Annotated in this window: 14 protein-coding genes; 4 read left to right on the top strand and 10 right to left on the bottom strand. The window is 71.1% G+C overall.

All coding sequences use genetic code 11. From position 1 onward, the window contains the following. Positions 1-317: 317 nt before the first annotated feature. Positions 318-1,742, bottom strand: coding sequence for a type I glutamate--ammonia ligase (gene glnA / locus AB0F88_RS03055; protein WP_362676736.1), 1,425 nt, complete (start codon positions 1,740-1,742; stop codon positions 318-320). Positions 1,743-1,901: 159 nt separating this feature from the next. Beyond that, a complete protein-coding gene (locus tag AB0F88_RS03050) occupies positions 1,902-2,933 on the bottom strand; it encodes a hypothetical protein (protein ID WP_362676734.1) in 1,032 nt (343 codons plus the stop codon). Positions 2,934-3,060: 127 nt separating this feature from the next. On the opposite strand from AB0F88_RS03050, the gene AB0F88_RS03045 reads away from it, so the two are divergent. The 4 genes from AB0F88_RS03045 to AB0F88_RS03030 all read left to right on the top strand — a co-directional run bounded on the left by AB0F88_RS03045 (position 3,061) and on the right by AB0F88_RS03030 (position 6,543). Then, positions 3,061-3,522, top strand: a complete 462-nt coding sequence (locus AB0F88_RS03045) for an RDD family protein (protein WP_362676732.1) — start codon at positions 3,061-3,063, stop codon at positions 3,520-3,522. Between the two features lie 408 nt (positions 3,523-3,930). Further along, positions 3,931-4,977 (top strand): RNA polymerase subunit sigma-70, encoded by a 1,047-nt coding sequence (locus AB0F88_RS03040; RefSeq protein ID WP_362676730.1) that lies wholly within the window; start codon positions 3,931-3,933, stop codon positions 4,975-4,977. Then, complete coding sequence (locus AB0F88_RS03035; RefSeq protein ID WP_362676728.1) at positions 4,974-5,276, top strand: hypothetical protein; 303 nt, start codon at positions 4,974-4,976, stop codon at positions 5,274-5,276. The genes AB0F88_RS03040 and AB0F88_RS03035 overlap by 4 nt, the downstream gene beginning before the upstream one ends. 133 nt (positions 5,277-5,409) lie before the next feature. Continuing rightward, positions 5,410-6,543: a serine hydrolase domain-containing protein gene (locus AB0F88_RS03030; protein WP_362677926.1), complete on the top strand. Its 1,134-nt coding sequence runs from the start codon at positions 5,410-5,412 to the stop codon at positions 6,541-6,543. A gap of 96 nt (positions 6,544-6,639) precedes the next feature. On the opposite strand, the gene AB0F88_RS03025 is transcribed toward AB0F88_RS03030, so the two are convergent. The 8 genes from AB0F88_RS03025 to lpdA all read right to left on the bottom strand — a co-directional run bounded on the left by AB0F88_RS03025 (position 6,640) and on the right by lpdA (position 15,076). Further along, positions 6,640-7,434 (bottom strand): class I SAM-dependent methyltransferase, encoded by a 795-nt coding sequence (locus tag AB0F88_RS03025; protein WP_362676726.1) that lies wholly within the window; start codon positions 7,432-7,434, stop codon positions 6,640-6,642. Then, positions 7,434-8,114: a DUF4191 domain-containing protein gene (locus AB0F88_RS03020; RefSeq protein ID WP_362676724.1), complete on the bottom strand. Its 681-nt coding sequence runs from the start codon at positions 8,112-8,114 to the stop codon at positions 7,434-7,436. Before AB0F88_RS03020 ends, AB0F88_RS03025 begins: the two co-directional genes overlap by 1 nt. Before the next feature lie 308 nt (positions 8,115-8,422). Beyond that, the gene (gene lipA / locus AB0F88_RS03015) at positions 8,423-9,352 is read right to left on the bottom strand and encodes a lipoyl synthase (protein WP_362676722.1); all 930 of its coding nucleotides are present in this window, start codon (positions 9,350-9,352) and stop codon (positions 8,423-8,425) included. Between the two features lie 197 nt (positions 9,353-9,549). After that, positions 9,550-10,227 carry a lipoyl(octanoyl) transferase LipB gene (lipB, locus tag AB0F88_RS03010; protein WP_362676720.1) on the bottom strand — a complete coding sequence of 226 codons (678 nt, stop codon included), beginning with the start codon at positions 10,225-10,227 and terminating at the stop codon, positions 9,550-9,552. Between the two features lie 28 nt (positions 10,228-10,255). Next, complete coding sequence (locus tag AB0F88_RS03005; protein WP_362676718.1) at positions 10,256-10,993, bottom strand: peptidase E; 738 nt, start codon at positions 10,991-10,993, stop codon at positions 10,256-10,258. A gap of 49 nt (positions 10,994-11,042) precedes the next feature. Continuing rightward, positions 11,043-11,939 carry a TIGR01777 family oxidoreductase gene (locus tag AB0F88_RS03000; RefSeq protein WP_362676716.1) on the bottom strand — a complete coding sequence of 299 codons (897 nt, stop codon included), beginning with the start codon at positions 11,937-11,939 and terminating at the stop codon, positions 11,043-11,045. A 208-nt stretch (positions 11,940-12,147) separates the two neighbouring features. Next, positions 12,148-13,659 (bottom strand): 2-oxoglutarate dehydrogenase, E2 component, dihydrolipoamide succinyltransferase, encoded by a 1,512-nt coding sequence (gene sucB / locus AB0F88_RS02995; RefSeq protein ID WP_362676714.1) that lies wholly within the window; start codon positions 13,657-13,659, stop codon positions 12,148-12,150. 37 nt (positions 13,660-13,696) lie between these two features. Further along, positions 13,697-15,076 (bottom strand): dihydrolipoyl dehydrogenase, encoded by a 1,380-nt coding sequence (lpdA, locus tag AB0F88_RS02990; protein ID WP_362676712.1) that lies wholly within the window; start codon positions 15,074-15,076, stop codon positions 13,697-13,699. Positions 15,077-15,214 lie beyond the last annotated feature (138 nt).

Genomic DNA, 15,214 nt, shown 5'->3' with positions numbered 1-15,214 from the left:
GTGAATCACGTTCGCCGATGTAAGTTTCATCGGCGAACGCGATCACGTTCGCCGGTTCGCTCAGTTGGTGTCCCCCGGCTTTCGTGAAGTCGTTTCAGTTGACTTAGGTGCCTTTATCCTTTTCGGGAGAGGTCGCCATGGCAGAAAGACATCTCTGCACGCCCTTCATGCCGCCGGGGGAGGGGCGCATGCGAAAGGCCGCCGAGCGTGCCCTCAACGGAGGGACGGCCGACGGCCTTTCGCGGGATGCCTGAGTGTCCTGGAGGTGCCCTGACGGGTTGACCGTCAGCGTTTTCCCAGATCAGAGGCTCGATAACTCAGACGTCGTAGTAGAGCTCGAACTCGTGCGGGTGCGGGCGCAGGCGGATCGGGTCGATCTCGTTCTCGCGCTTGTAGGCGATCCAGGTCTCGATCAGGTCCGGCGTGAACACGCCGCCCTCCAGCAGGTACTCGTGGTCGGCCTCCAGGGCCGCGAGCACGTCCGAGAGCGATCCCGGGACCTGCGGGATGTTGCGGGCCTCCTCCGGGGGAAGCTCGTAGAGGTCCTTGTCGACCGGCTCGACCGGCTCGATCTTGTTACGGATGCCGTCGATGCCCGCCATGAGCTGGGCGGCGAAGGCGAAGTACGGGTTGCAGGAGGGGTCGGGGACCCGGAACTCGATGCGCTTGGCCTTCGGGTTGGAGCCCGTGATCGGGATGCGGATGCACGCCGAGCGGTTGCGCTGGGAGTAGACCAGGTTGACCGGGGCCTCGTAGCCGGGCACCAGGCGGTGGTAGGAGTTGACCGTCGGGTTGGTGAACGCCAGCAGCGACGGGGCGTGCTTGAGCAGGCCGCCGATGTAGTAGCGGGCGGTGTCGGACAGGCCCGCGTAGCCGACCTCGTCGTAGAAGAGCGGCTCGCCGTCCTTCCAGAGCGACTGGTGGCAGTGCATGCCGGAACCGTTGTCACCGAAGATCGGCTTGGGCATGAAGGTGACCGTGTGGCCGTGCTCCAGGGCCGTGCTCTTGACGATGTACTTGTACAGCATCAGGGTGTCGGCGGACTTGAGCAGCGTGTTGAACCGGAAGTCGATCTCGGCCTGACCGGCCGTGCCCACCTCGTGGTGCTGCATCTCGACGTCGATCCCGGCGTCGATGAGCTTGCGGACCATCTCCGAGCGCAGGTCGGTGAAGTGGTCCATCGGCGGGACCGGGAAGTAGCCGCCCTTGAAGCGCGGCTTGTACCCGAGGTTGCCGCCGTCCTGGGCCTTGCCGCTGTTCCAGGCGCCCTCGATCGAGTCGATGTGGTAGTAGCTCGAGTGAGCGTTGGTCTCGAACCGCACGTCGTCGAAGATGTAGAACTCGGCCTCGGGGCCGAAGTAGACCGTGTCGGCGATGCCGGTGCCCTTGAGATACTCCTCCGCCTTGCGGGCGACGTTGCGCGGGTCGCGGCTGTAGGCCTCGCCCGTCAGCGGGTCGTGCACGAAGAAGTTGATGTTGAGCGTCTTGTGCTGCCTGAACGGGTCGAGCACGGCCGTGGACGGGTCGGGCAGCAGCAGCATGTCCGACTCGTGGATGGCCTGGAACCCGCGGATCGACGAGCCGTCGAACATCAGGCCGTCGGTGAAGACGCCGGCCCCGAAATTCTCCGAGGGGAACGTGAAATGGTGCGTCGTCCCCGGCAGGTCGGTGAACCTGACGTCAACGAACTGCACCCCTTCGTCCTTGATGAACTTCAGGACGTCGTCGGCGGAGTTGAACACGCGAACCTCCCATGGGACGGGCTAACAGCCCGAAAGTATGCCTGCGCCGTTACCGTCCCGTGTCTCGTTTGTTTCACCCGTGTTAAGCGAACATCGCCTCCACGGTAGTCCTCAAGTCCGCTTCGGGCGGGTATGAGAGGTCTTTCCTTTACTCGAGTTTCACGTCCCCGACGTCAGCGTCCCGCAGCTTCCCGGAGGCATGTCGACCTCGGCGCGGGAGTAGGGATCCACGGCGGGACCGGTCGCCTTCACGTCGGTCTGCGAGTCCGGATAGAAGGGGCGGACGAAGCCGTCGTCGATGTCGCACCGCGCGGAGGCCACACCCCCGCGGTTCCAGTCGCCCACCCAGAAGCGCAGCCGGTCACCGTCCCGCCACGCCTGCACGACGCCGACGCTGTGGGCGACGAGCCTCGTCACGGTGTCCGGGCGGCCCGGCCGCCGGACCGCGTACACGAACAGGTAGTTGACCTTGACCCGGACGCCCCTGAGACCGTTCTCCCGGAAGGCCGACAGCCGGGTCTCGCCGTCCACCTTGACGGTCCGGGTGACGAGTTCGGCGCTCCCCGGCGCCAGGCTCGTCACCCATTGGCGGCTGTGATACGCCCCCTTCCTGCCCGGACTTTTGAGCCCCTTGACGAACGGCGTGCGCTGCTCCGGGTCCAGCAGGCGGATCAGCTTCTCCGGCCTGCCGCCCATCAGCACCTTCCGGTCCAGGTGCGAGGCCACCAGAAGGCTCCTCGCGTGCCGCATGGCGGCGGACACTTCCTTGCGGCTCAGCCCGCCCACCGCCCTGGCGGGCGGCATGACCAGTCCCTTGGCGCCGTCGGCGTACCCCTGGGCGGGCGAGCCGTCGAAGGGGGAGGTCTTCCCCGATTCCGCGCGCGCCGTCTCGGCGGGCTCGTTCGTTCCAGCCGTCTCGGCGGTCTCTCCGGCCGCAAGGCCCGGGAGCCGCCCGGAGACGGCAATGCGGACCTGGTCGACGACATCCGGCCGGTAGACGACGAACCCCCCGGCCGCCGCCACCAGGACCGCCACGGCGATCGCCGCGTTCCGCAGCCTCCGGCGCCGCCGGAGGCGAGGATGCCGCGTCCACTCCTGGACGGCGGCCTTGTTCATCCGCCGGCGTTCCCGCTCGTCGATCTGAGCCGTGAGCGCTCTGAAACGCTCGTCGATGTCGTCGATGTCGGACACGGGGGTTCTCCGGGGGGATCTCGTGGGTGCCGACACACATGATCCACGGCTTTCGCGTGATACCGGTAGCCGGTAGGGGATGCGGGCGGATGCGGGGGCGGCGTCCCGGGCGGCTACCGTTGGGGGCATGAGCAGCAAGCAGCCGCGTTGGACGCAGACCTGGCTCGGCGGCGTCAGGTCCGCCGGAGTCGATCTCGGCTACCCCGGGGAGCGGCTCGGGCTGCCGAGGGAGGGCAGCGGCTCGGTGGCCGGCTTCGGCCGCAGGATCGGCGCCATCGTGATCGACTGGCTGATCTGCACCTGGGCCATCACCCAGGGGCTCCTGCGGATCGACCCCGCCGGGGCGCCCTGGGTGCCGGTCCTGGTCCTCGCCGCCGAATACCTCCTGCTGGTGGGCACCATGGGAATGACCTTCGGGATGCGCCTGCTCGGCGTCCGGGTCGCCGCGCTCGGCGGCGGCGCCCCCGGTTTCGTCGCCGTGCTGGTACGGACCTTCCTGCTCTGCCTGGCCGTGCCCGCCCTCGTCTGGGACCGCGACCAGCGCGGCCTGCACGACCGCGCGGCGAACACCGTGGTCGTACGCCTCTGAGCCGGCCCGCACCCGGTTCCCCGCTCCCGCCCCCGGCGTTCGCTCCGCGCCCGCACCCGGCTCCCCGCTCCCGCCCCCGCTTTTGCCCCCCGGCGTTCGCTCCGCGCCCGTTGTCGCGGTCGCGCTCCCCGGTTCGTGCTCCGCGCCCGTGCTCGCGGCCGCGCTCTCCTCGCCCGTGCTCGCGCTCGTGATCGCGTCCGCACTACCCTCGCCCCGTGCCCGTGCTCGCCCCGCGCTCTCCCCGTGCCCGTCACGGCTCCCGGACCGCCGCCCGTCTCCGGGCCCGTGCCGGATCCCGCGGTCCGGGCGGGACGGAACCGGGGCCTGCACCGATTCCTTTCCCGGCCGGTGGCCGTCATATCGGGGGCGGCCGCGCCGGGCGGGACGCCGCAGGGGAGGTATGAGGTCGTGACCAGGGACGAGACAGGCCGGGAACTGATGGAGGACGGCGAGGTCCTGGCCGCCGCGCTGGCGGGTGACGAGCCGGCGTTCGGCGCGCTCGCGGAGAGGTACCGGCGGGAGTTGCGGGTGCACTGCTACCGGATGCTCGGCTCGTTCGAGGAGTCGGAGGACATGGTGCAGGAGACGTTCCTGCGCGCCTGGCGCAAGCGGGAGAGCTTCCAGGGGCGTTCGACGTTCCGGGCCTGGCTGTACCGGATCGCGACCAACGCGTGCCTGGACCTCCTCGACCGCCACCCGCGCCGCCCGCGCCCGCGGGAGGCGCCGGTGCTGGCCACTCCCGGCGTGCCGTCGCCGTCGCCGACCGAGGTCTTCTGGCTGCGCCCCTACCCGGACCGGCTCCTGGAGCCGGTCGCGCCCGCCGGCGCCGAGCCGGACGTCGCCGTGGTCGCCAAGGAGACGATCGAGCTGGCGTTCATGGCCGCCATCCAGCATCTGCCTCCCCGGCAGCGGGTGGTGCTGATCCTGCGCGACGTCCTCGGCTGGTCGGCGCAGGAGACCGCCGCGCTGCTGGAGGTGAGCGTCGTCTCGGTGAAGAGCACCCTGCAGCGGGCACGGTCGACGATGCGGGAGAACCTGCCGGCGCGACGGCTGGACTGGGCGCCGTCATCGGATCCGACCGGTGAGGAGCGCGCGGTGCTGCAGCGCTACATCGACGCCGTCGAGCAGGCCGACCCGGCCATCCTGGCCGGGGTGTTGCGCGCGGACGCGTGGCAGTCGATGCCACCGGCGCCGATCTGGATCCTGGGAGGGCCGGCGATCGTCGACGCGTGGCGCCCGGCGATGATCGGCCCCGAGGCGTGGGGCGACTGGCGGGTCCTGCCCACCCGCGCCAACCGGCAGCCCGCGGCGGCGGCGTACGTCAAACGTGCCGGCGAGTCCGAGTACCACGGCTCGTGGCTCGGTGTCCTGCGGGTCGAGGACGGGCTGGTCACCCAGATCACGACCTTCGGCGCCGAGCTCTTCCCGGCTTTCGATCTTCCCCAGACGCTGTGACGGGCGCCGGTGAGAACCCGGCGCCCTCGCCTCCCGAACGGTTCGGGCCGTCGTTCGACGTGCGGAGGGTCGTGGTCGAGCCCGGCGGCTCGCGCGTCCACGACGAGGCCGAGTGGCGGGGGGCGATCGTCCTGCTGGAGCGCGGGCGTATCGAGCTGGTCTGCTCCGACGGCGATCACCGGGCCTTCCGGCGCGGCGACGTGCTGTGGCTGGACGGGCTGCCGGTGCGGGCGCTGCGCAACCCGGGGCGGGAGCCCGCCGTCCTGCTCGCGATCTCCCGGCGACCCTCGCGGCGCTGATCTCCCGTTCCCGGGACCGGACCGATTTCCCGGGACCCGGACCGATTTCCCGTCCCCGGACCGATTCCTTTCCCGGAGTCCGGCCGTCATACGGGTCACACACCTCATCACGAAGGGGAAGACCGTGAACGATATGCAGAAGCGGGTCCAGGAAGCGGCCGACAGGCTGGTGGAGTCCGGTGCCGAGCGGGGCCTGCAGGTCGCCGCGTACCTGCACGGCGAGCAGGTGGTCGACGTCGTCGCGGGCGTCGCCGATCCGGCCACCGGGCGCCTCGTCACGCCGGACATGCCGTTCTGGAGCGCCTCGACCGGCAAGGGCGTCACCTCGACCGTGGCGCACGTGCTCGTGGAGCGGGGCGTCCTCGGCTACGACACGCCGATCGTCGAGCTGTGGCCGGAGTTCGGCGCCCACGGCAAGGAGCGCGCGACCGTGCGGCACGCCCTGACCCACTCGACGGGCGTGCCCGGCGTACCGGTGGACACCACCCCGCAGGACCTGTGCGACTGGGAGGGGATGTGCGCGGCGATCGCCGATGCCAGGCCCTGGTGGGAGCCGGGCACCAGGAGCGGCTACCACCCCCAGTCGTTCGGCTACATCGTCGGTGAGATCGTCCGCCGGGCCACCGGCACGCCGATCTCCCAGGTCCTGCGGGAGGAGGTCGCCGGGCCGCTGGGAGTGGCGGACGAGCTGTTCTTCGGCGTCCCCGAGTCCGAGCTGGGCAGGCTGGCCCGCCTAGAGGACGCGCCGAGCGACTTCGAGATGCCCGAGGGGATGTCCGCGGAGACGATGTTCGCGGACATCCCGTTCTTCAAGGTCGTGGACGGCTACACGGCCGCGCCGATGGCGGCGATGCCCGACGCCGCTTTCGGCAACCGCGCCGACGTGCTGACCTCCGACATCCCGGCGGGCGGCACCATGTCCGCCCGCGCCGTGGCCCGCATGTACGCCGCCCTGCTGGGCGAGGTCGACGGCGTCCGGCTCGTCTCGCCGGAACGGCTTCGCGAGATCACCGCGGTGGAGTTCACCGGCATGGACGAGGTCACCGCCTTCCCGACCACCAGGTCCCTCGGGTACGCCCTCGGCGCCACCGGGGCTCTCGACGGCCTCACCCTGTTCGGGATGGCGGGCAGCGGCGGATCGGCCGCGTACGCCGACACGGCCACCGGGATCACGGTCGCCGTGACCAAGAACCTCGTCTCCGCCGGGGATTTCACCACCTTCGAGGCCCTCGGCGGACTGGTCGTGAACGCCGGTGGCGACCGCTAGGGCGCGTCCGGCGTGAGCGGTCCACCCCGCCGGGTCACCCGGCGGGGTTCCGCGCGTCTTGCCGTGCGCGGGTCGCCTTGCCGTGCGCGGGTCGTCTTACCGCGCGCAGGTGAAGATCGCGGTGCCGGGCAGGTGGCGGCCGCGCAGCGGGCTCCAGCCGCCCCACTCGCGGTCGTGGCCGGGCGGCCACTCGGGCTCGGTTAACCCCCGCAGCACCAGCCCCGACGCGGTGATGAGGCCGACCCAGTCGGCCATCGTGCGGTGGTGCTCGACATAGGACGGCCGCCCGTCCTCGCCGATCTCCACGTACGCGGAACGGTCGAAGTAGGAGCGGTCGGAGGTCAGCCCGGCGGGGCCCGGGTCGTCGGGGAAGGCCCAGCGGATCGGGTGGCTCACCGAGAAGACCAGCAGGCCCCCCGGGCGCAGCACCCGGTGGATCTCGGCCAGGACGGCCCCGGCGTCGGCCACGAACGGCAGCGCGCCGTAGGCCGAGCAGGCCAGGTCGAACGTCTGGTCGGCGAAGGGCAGCACCTCCGCGTCCGCCTGGACCACCGGCAGCGCGGACCCGGCCTCCAGGTCGATCCGGCCGGAGTGCTGGAGCTGCCGGAAGGACAGGTCGAAGGCGGCCACCCTGGCGCCCTGCCCGGCCAGCCAGCGCCCGCACTGCCCGGCGCCGCAGCCGATCTCCAGCACGTCCCTGCCCGAGACATCGCCCAGCAGGTGGGCGTCGGCCTCGTCCAGGCCCTCGGGGCCCCAGACGAACCCGGCGTCGCGCAGGAACTCCCCGTGCTCCGCCTGGTACTCGTCGGCGGCGCCGTCCCACCAGCCGCGGTTGGCCCGGGAGGTGGCCGCGGCGTCCACCCGGTGGCGGCCCACCCCGGCGAGGCTCATCAGCGCATCTTCGGGCGCGGCATCTTCGCGCCGCGCGGCAGCGGGCCCTTGGGCATCGGCAGCGTCTGCGGGAGGGCCTTCAGCCGGTTGTTGATCTCGTACAGGGCGGGCTTCTTGAGGTTGCGGGGCAGCTTCATCAGATGCCGCTGCAGCTTGGCCAGCGGGATCTGCCCGTCGCCGTCGCCGGACTGGATGTCGTAGACGGGGACGTCCAGCGCGACCCGCTGGACGCGCTTCTTCTCGGCGACCAGCATCTTCTGCACGCGGCTGCCCGGCCCCTCGGAGACCAGGATGATGCCGGGGTAGCCGACCACGCGGTGCACGATGTCCTGGTCGCGGGTGACGGCGACGGCGGGGGTGACCTCCCAGTTGCCGCGCATGCCCTGCAGGATCGCGGCGGCGGCGCCGATCTGCCCGTGCAGCATGGAGTACTGGGCCCTCTGGGCGAGCTGGCCGAACACCACCAGCCCGACGGTGAGGGCCAGCATGATCCCGATGAAGAGGAGATACCAGAACCAGCCCGTGACCAGGCCGATCACCACGCACAGCGCGAGCGTGCCCAGCGCCGAGGCGTAGACGATCGGCATCCCCTTGGGGTTTGCCTCCTTGATGATCTTCGCGATCATGCGGAGCTGCTTGATGCGCCCCGGGCGCTCTGAGTCTTCGGGCTTCTTGGCCATGTTCTGAAGGATACAAATCCAGGGCTCAAGAAGTGAAAACGTGACCTGCCGAGTGCCGGGTCCGGCGCGGGGGCCGCCGGGTGCCCGTGACCGTGCGCGTTCGCCGGCGGCCCCGCCGCGCCCTTTCCCGGGTGGAGGCGGCCATGCGGACGGGAGCCGAGGGCGGAAAACCGGAAGGACCCCTTCCCGGGTGGAGGCGGCCATGCGGACCGGCCGCGAAGGACGGGGACCGAGGGCGGAAAAACCGGAAGGACCCCGCTCGGGAGCGGGGTCCTTCCGGTTTCACGCGGGGCTCGGGGAGCCGGGGCTCAGGCGTGCTGGCGAGCCTCGACGGCCTGCTTGTACAGGCGGCCCGCCCGGTAGGAGGAGCGGACCAGCGGCCCGGAGAGGACTCCGGCGAAACCGATGGCCTCCGCCTCCTTCTGCAGCTCCACGAACTCCTCGGGCTTCACCCAGCGCTCGACGGGGTGGTGGCGCGGGGTGGGCCGCAGGTACTGGGTCACGGTGAGCAGGTCGCACCCGGCCTCGTGCAGGTCGCGCATGGCCTGGATGATCTCCTCGCGCTCCTCGCCCATGCCGAGGATCAGGTTGGACTTGGTCACCAGGCCGGCCTGGCGGGCCTTGGTGATCACTCCCAGGGACCGGTCGTAGCGGAACGCGGGCCGGATGCGCTTGAAGATCCGCGGCACGGTCTCGATGTTGTGCGCGAACACCTCGGGCCTGGAGGAGAACACCTCCTCCAGCTGGGCCTGGTCGCCGTTGAAGTCGGGCACCAGCAGCTCGACGCCGCACCCGGGCAGGAGCGCGTGGATCTGCCGCGCGGTCTCGGCGTACAGCCACGCGCCGCCGTCGGGCAGGTCGTCGCGGGCGACACCGGTCACGGTCGCGTAGTTGAGCCCCATCTGCCGCACCGAGTCGGCCACGCGGCGCGGCTCGTCGGTGTCGTACGCCTTGGGCTTGCCGGTGTCGATCTGGCAGAAGTCACACCGCCGGGTGCACTGGTCGCCGCCGATGAGGAAGGTGGCCTCGCGGTCCTCCCAGCACTCGGAGATGTTGGGACACCCGGCCTCCTGGCAGACCGTGTGCAGCCCCTCGCGTTTGACCAGCGCCCGGAGCTCGGTATGGTTCGGGCCCGCCCTGAACTTGGTCTTGATCCAGTCGGGCTTCTTCTCGATGGGGGTCTCGGCGTTGCGGACCTCGAGGCGGAGGAGCTTCCGCCCTTCGGGGGCGACGGTCATGCGAGCTCCTTCGTCGGTCGAGGGACCGAGGTGGTGCACATCGAGGTGCGGTAAATATCGTCACGCTCGCTCACCTCACCAGCTTATGTCCCGCCGCGGGTTGCGGCGGACCCGGGTCACGGCGGGTGAGAGGGCGGGGAGAACGGTCCCGAAGACGGTGCCGGACTCCGGACGCGCTCCGGAGGCCGGTGCCGGGGTCAGCGCCGGAACAGGTCTTCCTCGGGCAGCTCGAAGGCCTGCGCGCCGAGCGCCTCCGCCAGGTGCTTCTCGGCGTACGGCAGGACCTCGTCGACCACGATCCGGCGGCCGGTCTCGGCCGACAGCGAGGAGACCCCGGCGTCGCTGATGCCACATGGGACGATCCGGTTGTACCAGCTCGGGTCGTTGGAGCAGTTGAGCGCGAACCCGTGCATCGTGACGCCGCCCGAGACCCGGATGCCGATCGCGCCGACCTTGCGGTCCGGCAGGCCGTGCGAGGGGTCTCCGGCCACCCAGACGCCGCCGCGCCCCTCCACCCGGCCCGCCTGGACCCCGAAGTCGGCGCAGACGTGCACCAGGGTCTCCTCCAGGAGCCTCACGTAGGCGTTCACGTCGAGCGGGCCGCCGAGCCGCACGATCGGGTAGCCGACCAGCTGGCCGGGGCCGTGCCAGGTGATCCGGCCGCCCCGGTCGACCTCGACGACCGGGGTGCCGTCGGAGGGCCTCTCGTGCGGCGCGGTGCGCCTGCCCGCCGTGTAGACCGGCGCGTGTTCGAGCATCAGGCAGGTGTCGGGAATCTCCTCGGCCACCCGGCGCGCGTGGATGCGCCGCTGAAGATCCCATGCCTGCTCATAGGGGAAGTCAACGCCAAGACGGACGATTGCCAGGTCACTCACGCCTCAAGAGTAGTTGACCCGTTCGTGGTTAAGACGTGAGAAGCCGAGGCTCGATGCGGAACTCCTTCGCCCCGCCCGCCCCGTCGTGCTCGACCTTGTAGGCGTAGGCGTCCGGGTGCACGCTGACGGCCTGGATGAACTCGGTGCCCACGTAGTGCAGGGCGACGCCCTCGTCGGCGGCGTAACCCTGGGGCAACTCGCCCGAGGCCACCGCCTCGTGCAGCAGTCGCCGGCGCTGCGGGTCGGAGTCGTAGTGGACGCCGCAGGAGTAGGGGAGCATGCCCAGGCCGTCGGACCAGACCCGCAGCGTCGGCCCGAAGGAGTCGGTGTTGCCGCCCACGTGCCAGCAGAGCGCCCCGGCGCTCTGGCCCGCCAGCACCACGCCAGCCCGCCACGCCTCCTCGAAGATCTCGTCGAGGCCGTGCAGCCGCCACAGGACCGCCAGGTTGGCCACGCTGCCGCCGCTGACGTAGATGATGTCCTGGCTGAGCGCCCACTCGCGCGGGTCCTCGACGTTGGTCATCGGGAACACGGTCAGGTGGCTGACCTCGACGTCCCACGCGCCGAAGGCGCCGTACATCTTCAGCAGCCACTCCGCGTCGTCGCCGGTGGCGGTGGCGAGCAGGCCCAGGCGGGGCCGGTCCTGGCCGGTGAGGTCGAGGGCGTACCTGAGCAGCGGGCTCGCCTCCATGATCCCCTGGCGCGTGGACGCGCGGAACGAGCCGCCTCCGATCGCGAGGATGTGCGACTGCCCGGGGCTGCCCATGTCTGTCTCCCAAGTGATCTCATCGGCCAGAACGCCGAAAACAGGGATCTTAGAGTACGGCGGCCAGTGCCTCGTTGAGACGCGTATGCCGGAACGCGTAACCGCTGTCGAGCAGTCGCCGCGGGAGCACCCGCTGGCCGGTCAGCACCCCCTCCTCGGCGAACTCCCCGAGGGCCGTGCGCAGCACGAAGCCCGGCACCGCCAGCGGCATCGTGGGCCGGTGCAGTGCCGCTCCGAGCGCCTTGGTGAACTCGGCGTTGGTGACAGGCTCGGGGGCCGTCAGATTCACCGGGCCCGATATTTCAGGATTTTTCAGGATGTGTTGTACGGCGAGCACCCAGTCGTCGATGGAGATCCACGACCAGTACTGCCGCCCGGACCCCAGCGGGGCGCCCAGCCCGACCTTGAAGATGGGGAGGATCTGCGACAGCATGCCGCCCCGCCCGCTCAGCACCAGGCCCGTACGGAGCGTCACCACCCGGATGCCCGCCTCCTCGGCGGGCGCGGTCTCCGCCTCCCACGGCACCACCACGTCCTGCGCGAGGAACCCGGCGCCGGCGGGCGCCGTCTCGTCCACCGCCACGTCCCCGGTGTCGCCGTAGAAGCCGATCGCCGAGCCGGACAGCAGCACCGCGGGCTTCGCCGCCAGACCCGCGAGCGCGCCCGCCAGGGTCCTGGTCCCCTCGACCCGGCTGGCGACCACCTCGCGCTTGTGGTCCTCGCTCCAGCGCCGGTCGCCGATGCCCGCGCCGGCGAGATGGATCACCGCCTCCGCGCCCTCCAGCGCCTCCCGCTCGACGACCCCCTTCGCCGGGTTCCAGAAGGCCTCGTCGCCGCCCTCCGGCACCCGCCGGACCAAACGGACCACCCGGGCGCCGTCGTCCCGCAGAGCCTTGACCAGAGCCGATCCCAGCAGGCCCGAGGACCCGGTCACGATGATCGTCATGTCGTCCAATGTAATCGACCTCCCCCCGGATCTTCGGAAACCGGGCGCCCACCGGATTCGCGTCACCGCCGCGGGCTCTCGGAGGGCCACCGGGCCCCCGCGACCCCTGAGTACCGGCGGGACGCGGGAAGCCGCCCGCGCCCGGGGGGAGAACGAGCCGGGCCGGCCCGCGACGTCGCGGACCGGCCCGGTGGGAGAGAACGGGTGACTAGCCGTTCAGGCCCAGCTGGTTCTCGAAACGGCCCTCCTCGAGACGACGCTTGATCGTCGTCAGGAAGCGGGCGGCGTCGGCGCCGTCGACCAGGCGGTGGTCGTAGCTGAGCGCCAGGTACATCATCGAGCGGACGGCGATGACCTCGCCCTCGGGGGTGTCCAGGACCACCGGGCGCTTGACGACGGCGCCGGTGCCCAGCATGCCGACCTGCGGCTGGTTCAGGATCGGCGTGTCGAACAGCGCGCCGCGGCTGCCGGTGTTGGTCAGCGTGAACGTGCCGCCGCCCAGCTCGTCCGGGCTCACCTTGTTGGTGCGGGTGCGCTCGGCGAGGTCGGCGATCTTACGGGCCAGCCCGGCGATGTTGAGGTCGCCCGCGTCCTTGATCACCGGGACGATGAGGCCGCGCTCGGTGTCCGTCGCGAAGGCCAGGTGCTCGGCGTCGAAGTACGTGACCTCGTTGGTCTCGCTGTTGATCGTGGCGTTCAGCTTCGGGTGCTGCTTGAGCGCCTCGATCGTGGCGAGGGCGAAGAACGGCGTGAACGAGAGCTTGACGCCCTCGCGCCGCAGGAACTCGGCCTTCGCCTGCTCGCGCAGCCGCGCGATCTTGGTGACGTCGACCTCGACCACGCTGGTGAGCTGGGCCGAGACCTGCAGCGACTCGACCATGCGCTTGGCGATGGTCTGGCGCAGCCGCGACATCTTCTCGGTGCGCCCGCGCAGCGTGGTGTCCACCACGACCGGCTCGGGGGCCTGCGGGGCGGACGCCTGGGCCGGGGCCTGGGCGGCGGCCTGCGGAGCCTGGGCCTGGGGGGCCTGGGCCGCGGCGGCACGCTCGCGCTGGTCGCGGGCGGCCTCCAGCACGTCCTGCTTGCGGATGCGCCCGCCGACGCCGGTGCCGGTCAGCGTGTCGAGGTCGACGCCGTGCTCGCCGGCGAGCTTGCGCACCAGCGGGGTGACGTACGGGCTGTCGCCCGACGGCTGCGCGACGGGCTCGGACGCCGCGATCGGGGACGGCGGTGCGGACTGGGAGGACTGGACGGTCTGCGGAGCCTGGGCCTGGGGGGCCTGCTGCTGCGGGGCGGGAGCCTGCTGCGCCTGCGCCGGGGCCTGCTGCGCAGGGGCGGGAGCCTGCTGCGCGGGCGCCGGGGCCTGCGGAGCGGGCTGCGGGATCGAGGAGGCCGGCTGCGCCTGCTGCTGCGGAGCGGGCTCGGGCTCCGGCTCCGGCTCGGGGGCCTTCTCCTGCGCCGGGGCGGCGGCGCCCTCGGTGCCGTTCTCGTCGATGACGGCGAGCTCGGCGCCGACCTCGACGGTCTCGTCCTCGGCCACCACGATCTTCGTGAGGATGCCCGCCGCCGGGGAGGGGATCTCGGTGTCGACCTTGTCGGTGGAGACTTCGAGAAGCGGCTCGTCGGCCTCGACGCGCTCGCCCTCCTTCTTCAGCCAACGGGTGACGGTGCCCTCCGTGACGCTCTCACCGAGCTGGGGCATCTGTACGGACTTCGGCATGGGTTGTCTTCTCTCGCGTTCCGAGTGAGGGCTTGCGTTAGTTGTGGACGTGGAGCGGCTTGCCGGCCAGCGCCAGCATCGCCTCACCGACGGCCTCGGACTGGGTGGGGTGCGCGTGGATGAGCTGCGCGACCTCGGAGGGCAGGGCCTCCCAGTTGTAGATCAGCTGACCCTCGGTCACCAGCTCGCCGATGCGGCGGCCGACCATGTGCACACCGAGCACCGGGCCGTCCTTCGCCGCGATGATCTTGACGGCGCCCTGCGTCTGCAGGATCTGGCTCTTGGGGTTGCCCGCGAGGTCGTAGGTCAGCTCGACGACCTCGTGGCCGCGCTCCCTGGCCTGGGCGGAGGTGATGCCCACCGAGGCGACCTCGGGGTCGGAGTAGGTGATCCTGGGCACGCCGTCGTAGTCGATCGGCACCGGGTTCAGGCCGGCGATGTGCTCGGCCACCAGGATGCCCTCGGCGAAGCCCGCGTGCGCGAGCTGCAGGGTCGGGATGAGGTCGCCGACCGCGTACACGTTCGGCACGCTGGTCTGGCAGAACTCGTTCACCGTGACGGTGCCGCGCTCGATCGCGATGCCCGCCTCCTCGAAGCCCATGCCCGCGGAGACCGCGCCGCGGCCGACCGCGACGAGCAGCAGCTCGGCGTCGAGGGTCTTGCCGTTGGCCAGGCTGACGACCACGCCGGTGTCGGTGGTCTTGACGCCCTCGAAGAAGACGCCCAGCTCCTGCTTGATGCCGCGGCGGCGGAAGGAGCGCTCCAGCAGCTTGGAGCTGGACTCCTCCTCCAGGGGCAGCAGGTGCGGCAGGGCCTCGACGATCGTCACCTCGGCGCCGAAGGAGCGCCAGACGCTGGCGAACTCCACGCCGATGACGCCGCCGCCCAGGACGACCACCGAGGTGGGCACCCGGTCGAGCTTGAGCGCGTGCTCGCTGGTGATGACCCGCTCGCCGTCGATCTCCAGGCCCGGAAGGGACCTGGGCGCGGAGCCGGTGGCCAGCACGATGTTGCGGCCCTCGTAGACCTCGGAGCCCACCGACACCCGGTTCGGGCCCGCGAGACGGCCCTCACCCTCGATGATCGTGATGCCCTTGCTCTTGAGAAGGCCCTGCACGCCCTTCCAGGCGCGAGTGACGATCTTGTCCTTGAACGCGTGGACCGCGGGCACGTCGATGCCCTCGAAGCGGGCCTTGACGCCGTAGGTCGCGCTCTCCCGCGTCTCGTCGGCGACCTCCGCGGAGTGCAGAAGCGCCTTGGTGGGAATGCACCCGCGGTGCAGGCACGTACCGCCGATCTTGTCCTTCTCGATCAGCGCGACCGTCTTGCCCAGCTCGGCCGCCCGCAGAGCGCAGGCATACCCACCGCTACCGCCACCTAGGACGACGATGTCGTAGGGGCCGCTGCCATCAGCCACAGGAAAGCTCCTTGTCGGATCGGAATACCGTCTTCACGGTCGCGCCCCTCGTCGTGTCCTGGACGGCCGCGCGGATCCTCGATCGCATCCACGCCGCCACCGGACCCGGCTCGGCGCCGTGCCGGTGCCCGCCCTTGG

It is taken from the genome of Streptosporangium sp. NPDC023963, from assembly GCF_040639135.1.
Lineage (GTDB): Bacteria > Actinomycetota > Actinomycetes > Streptosporangiales > Streptosporangiaceae > Streptosporangium.
Note: the sequence above shows the minus strand (reverse complement) of the source record. Positions and strands in the feature narration are given on the sequence as shown.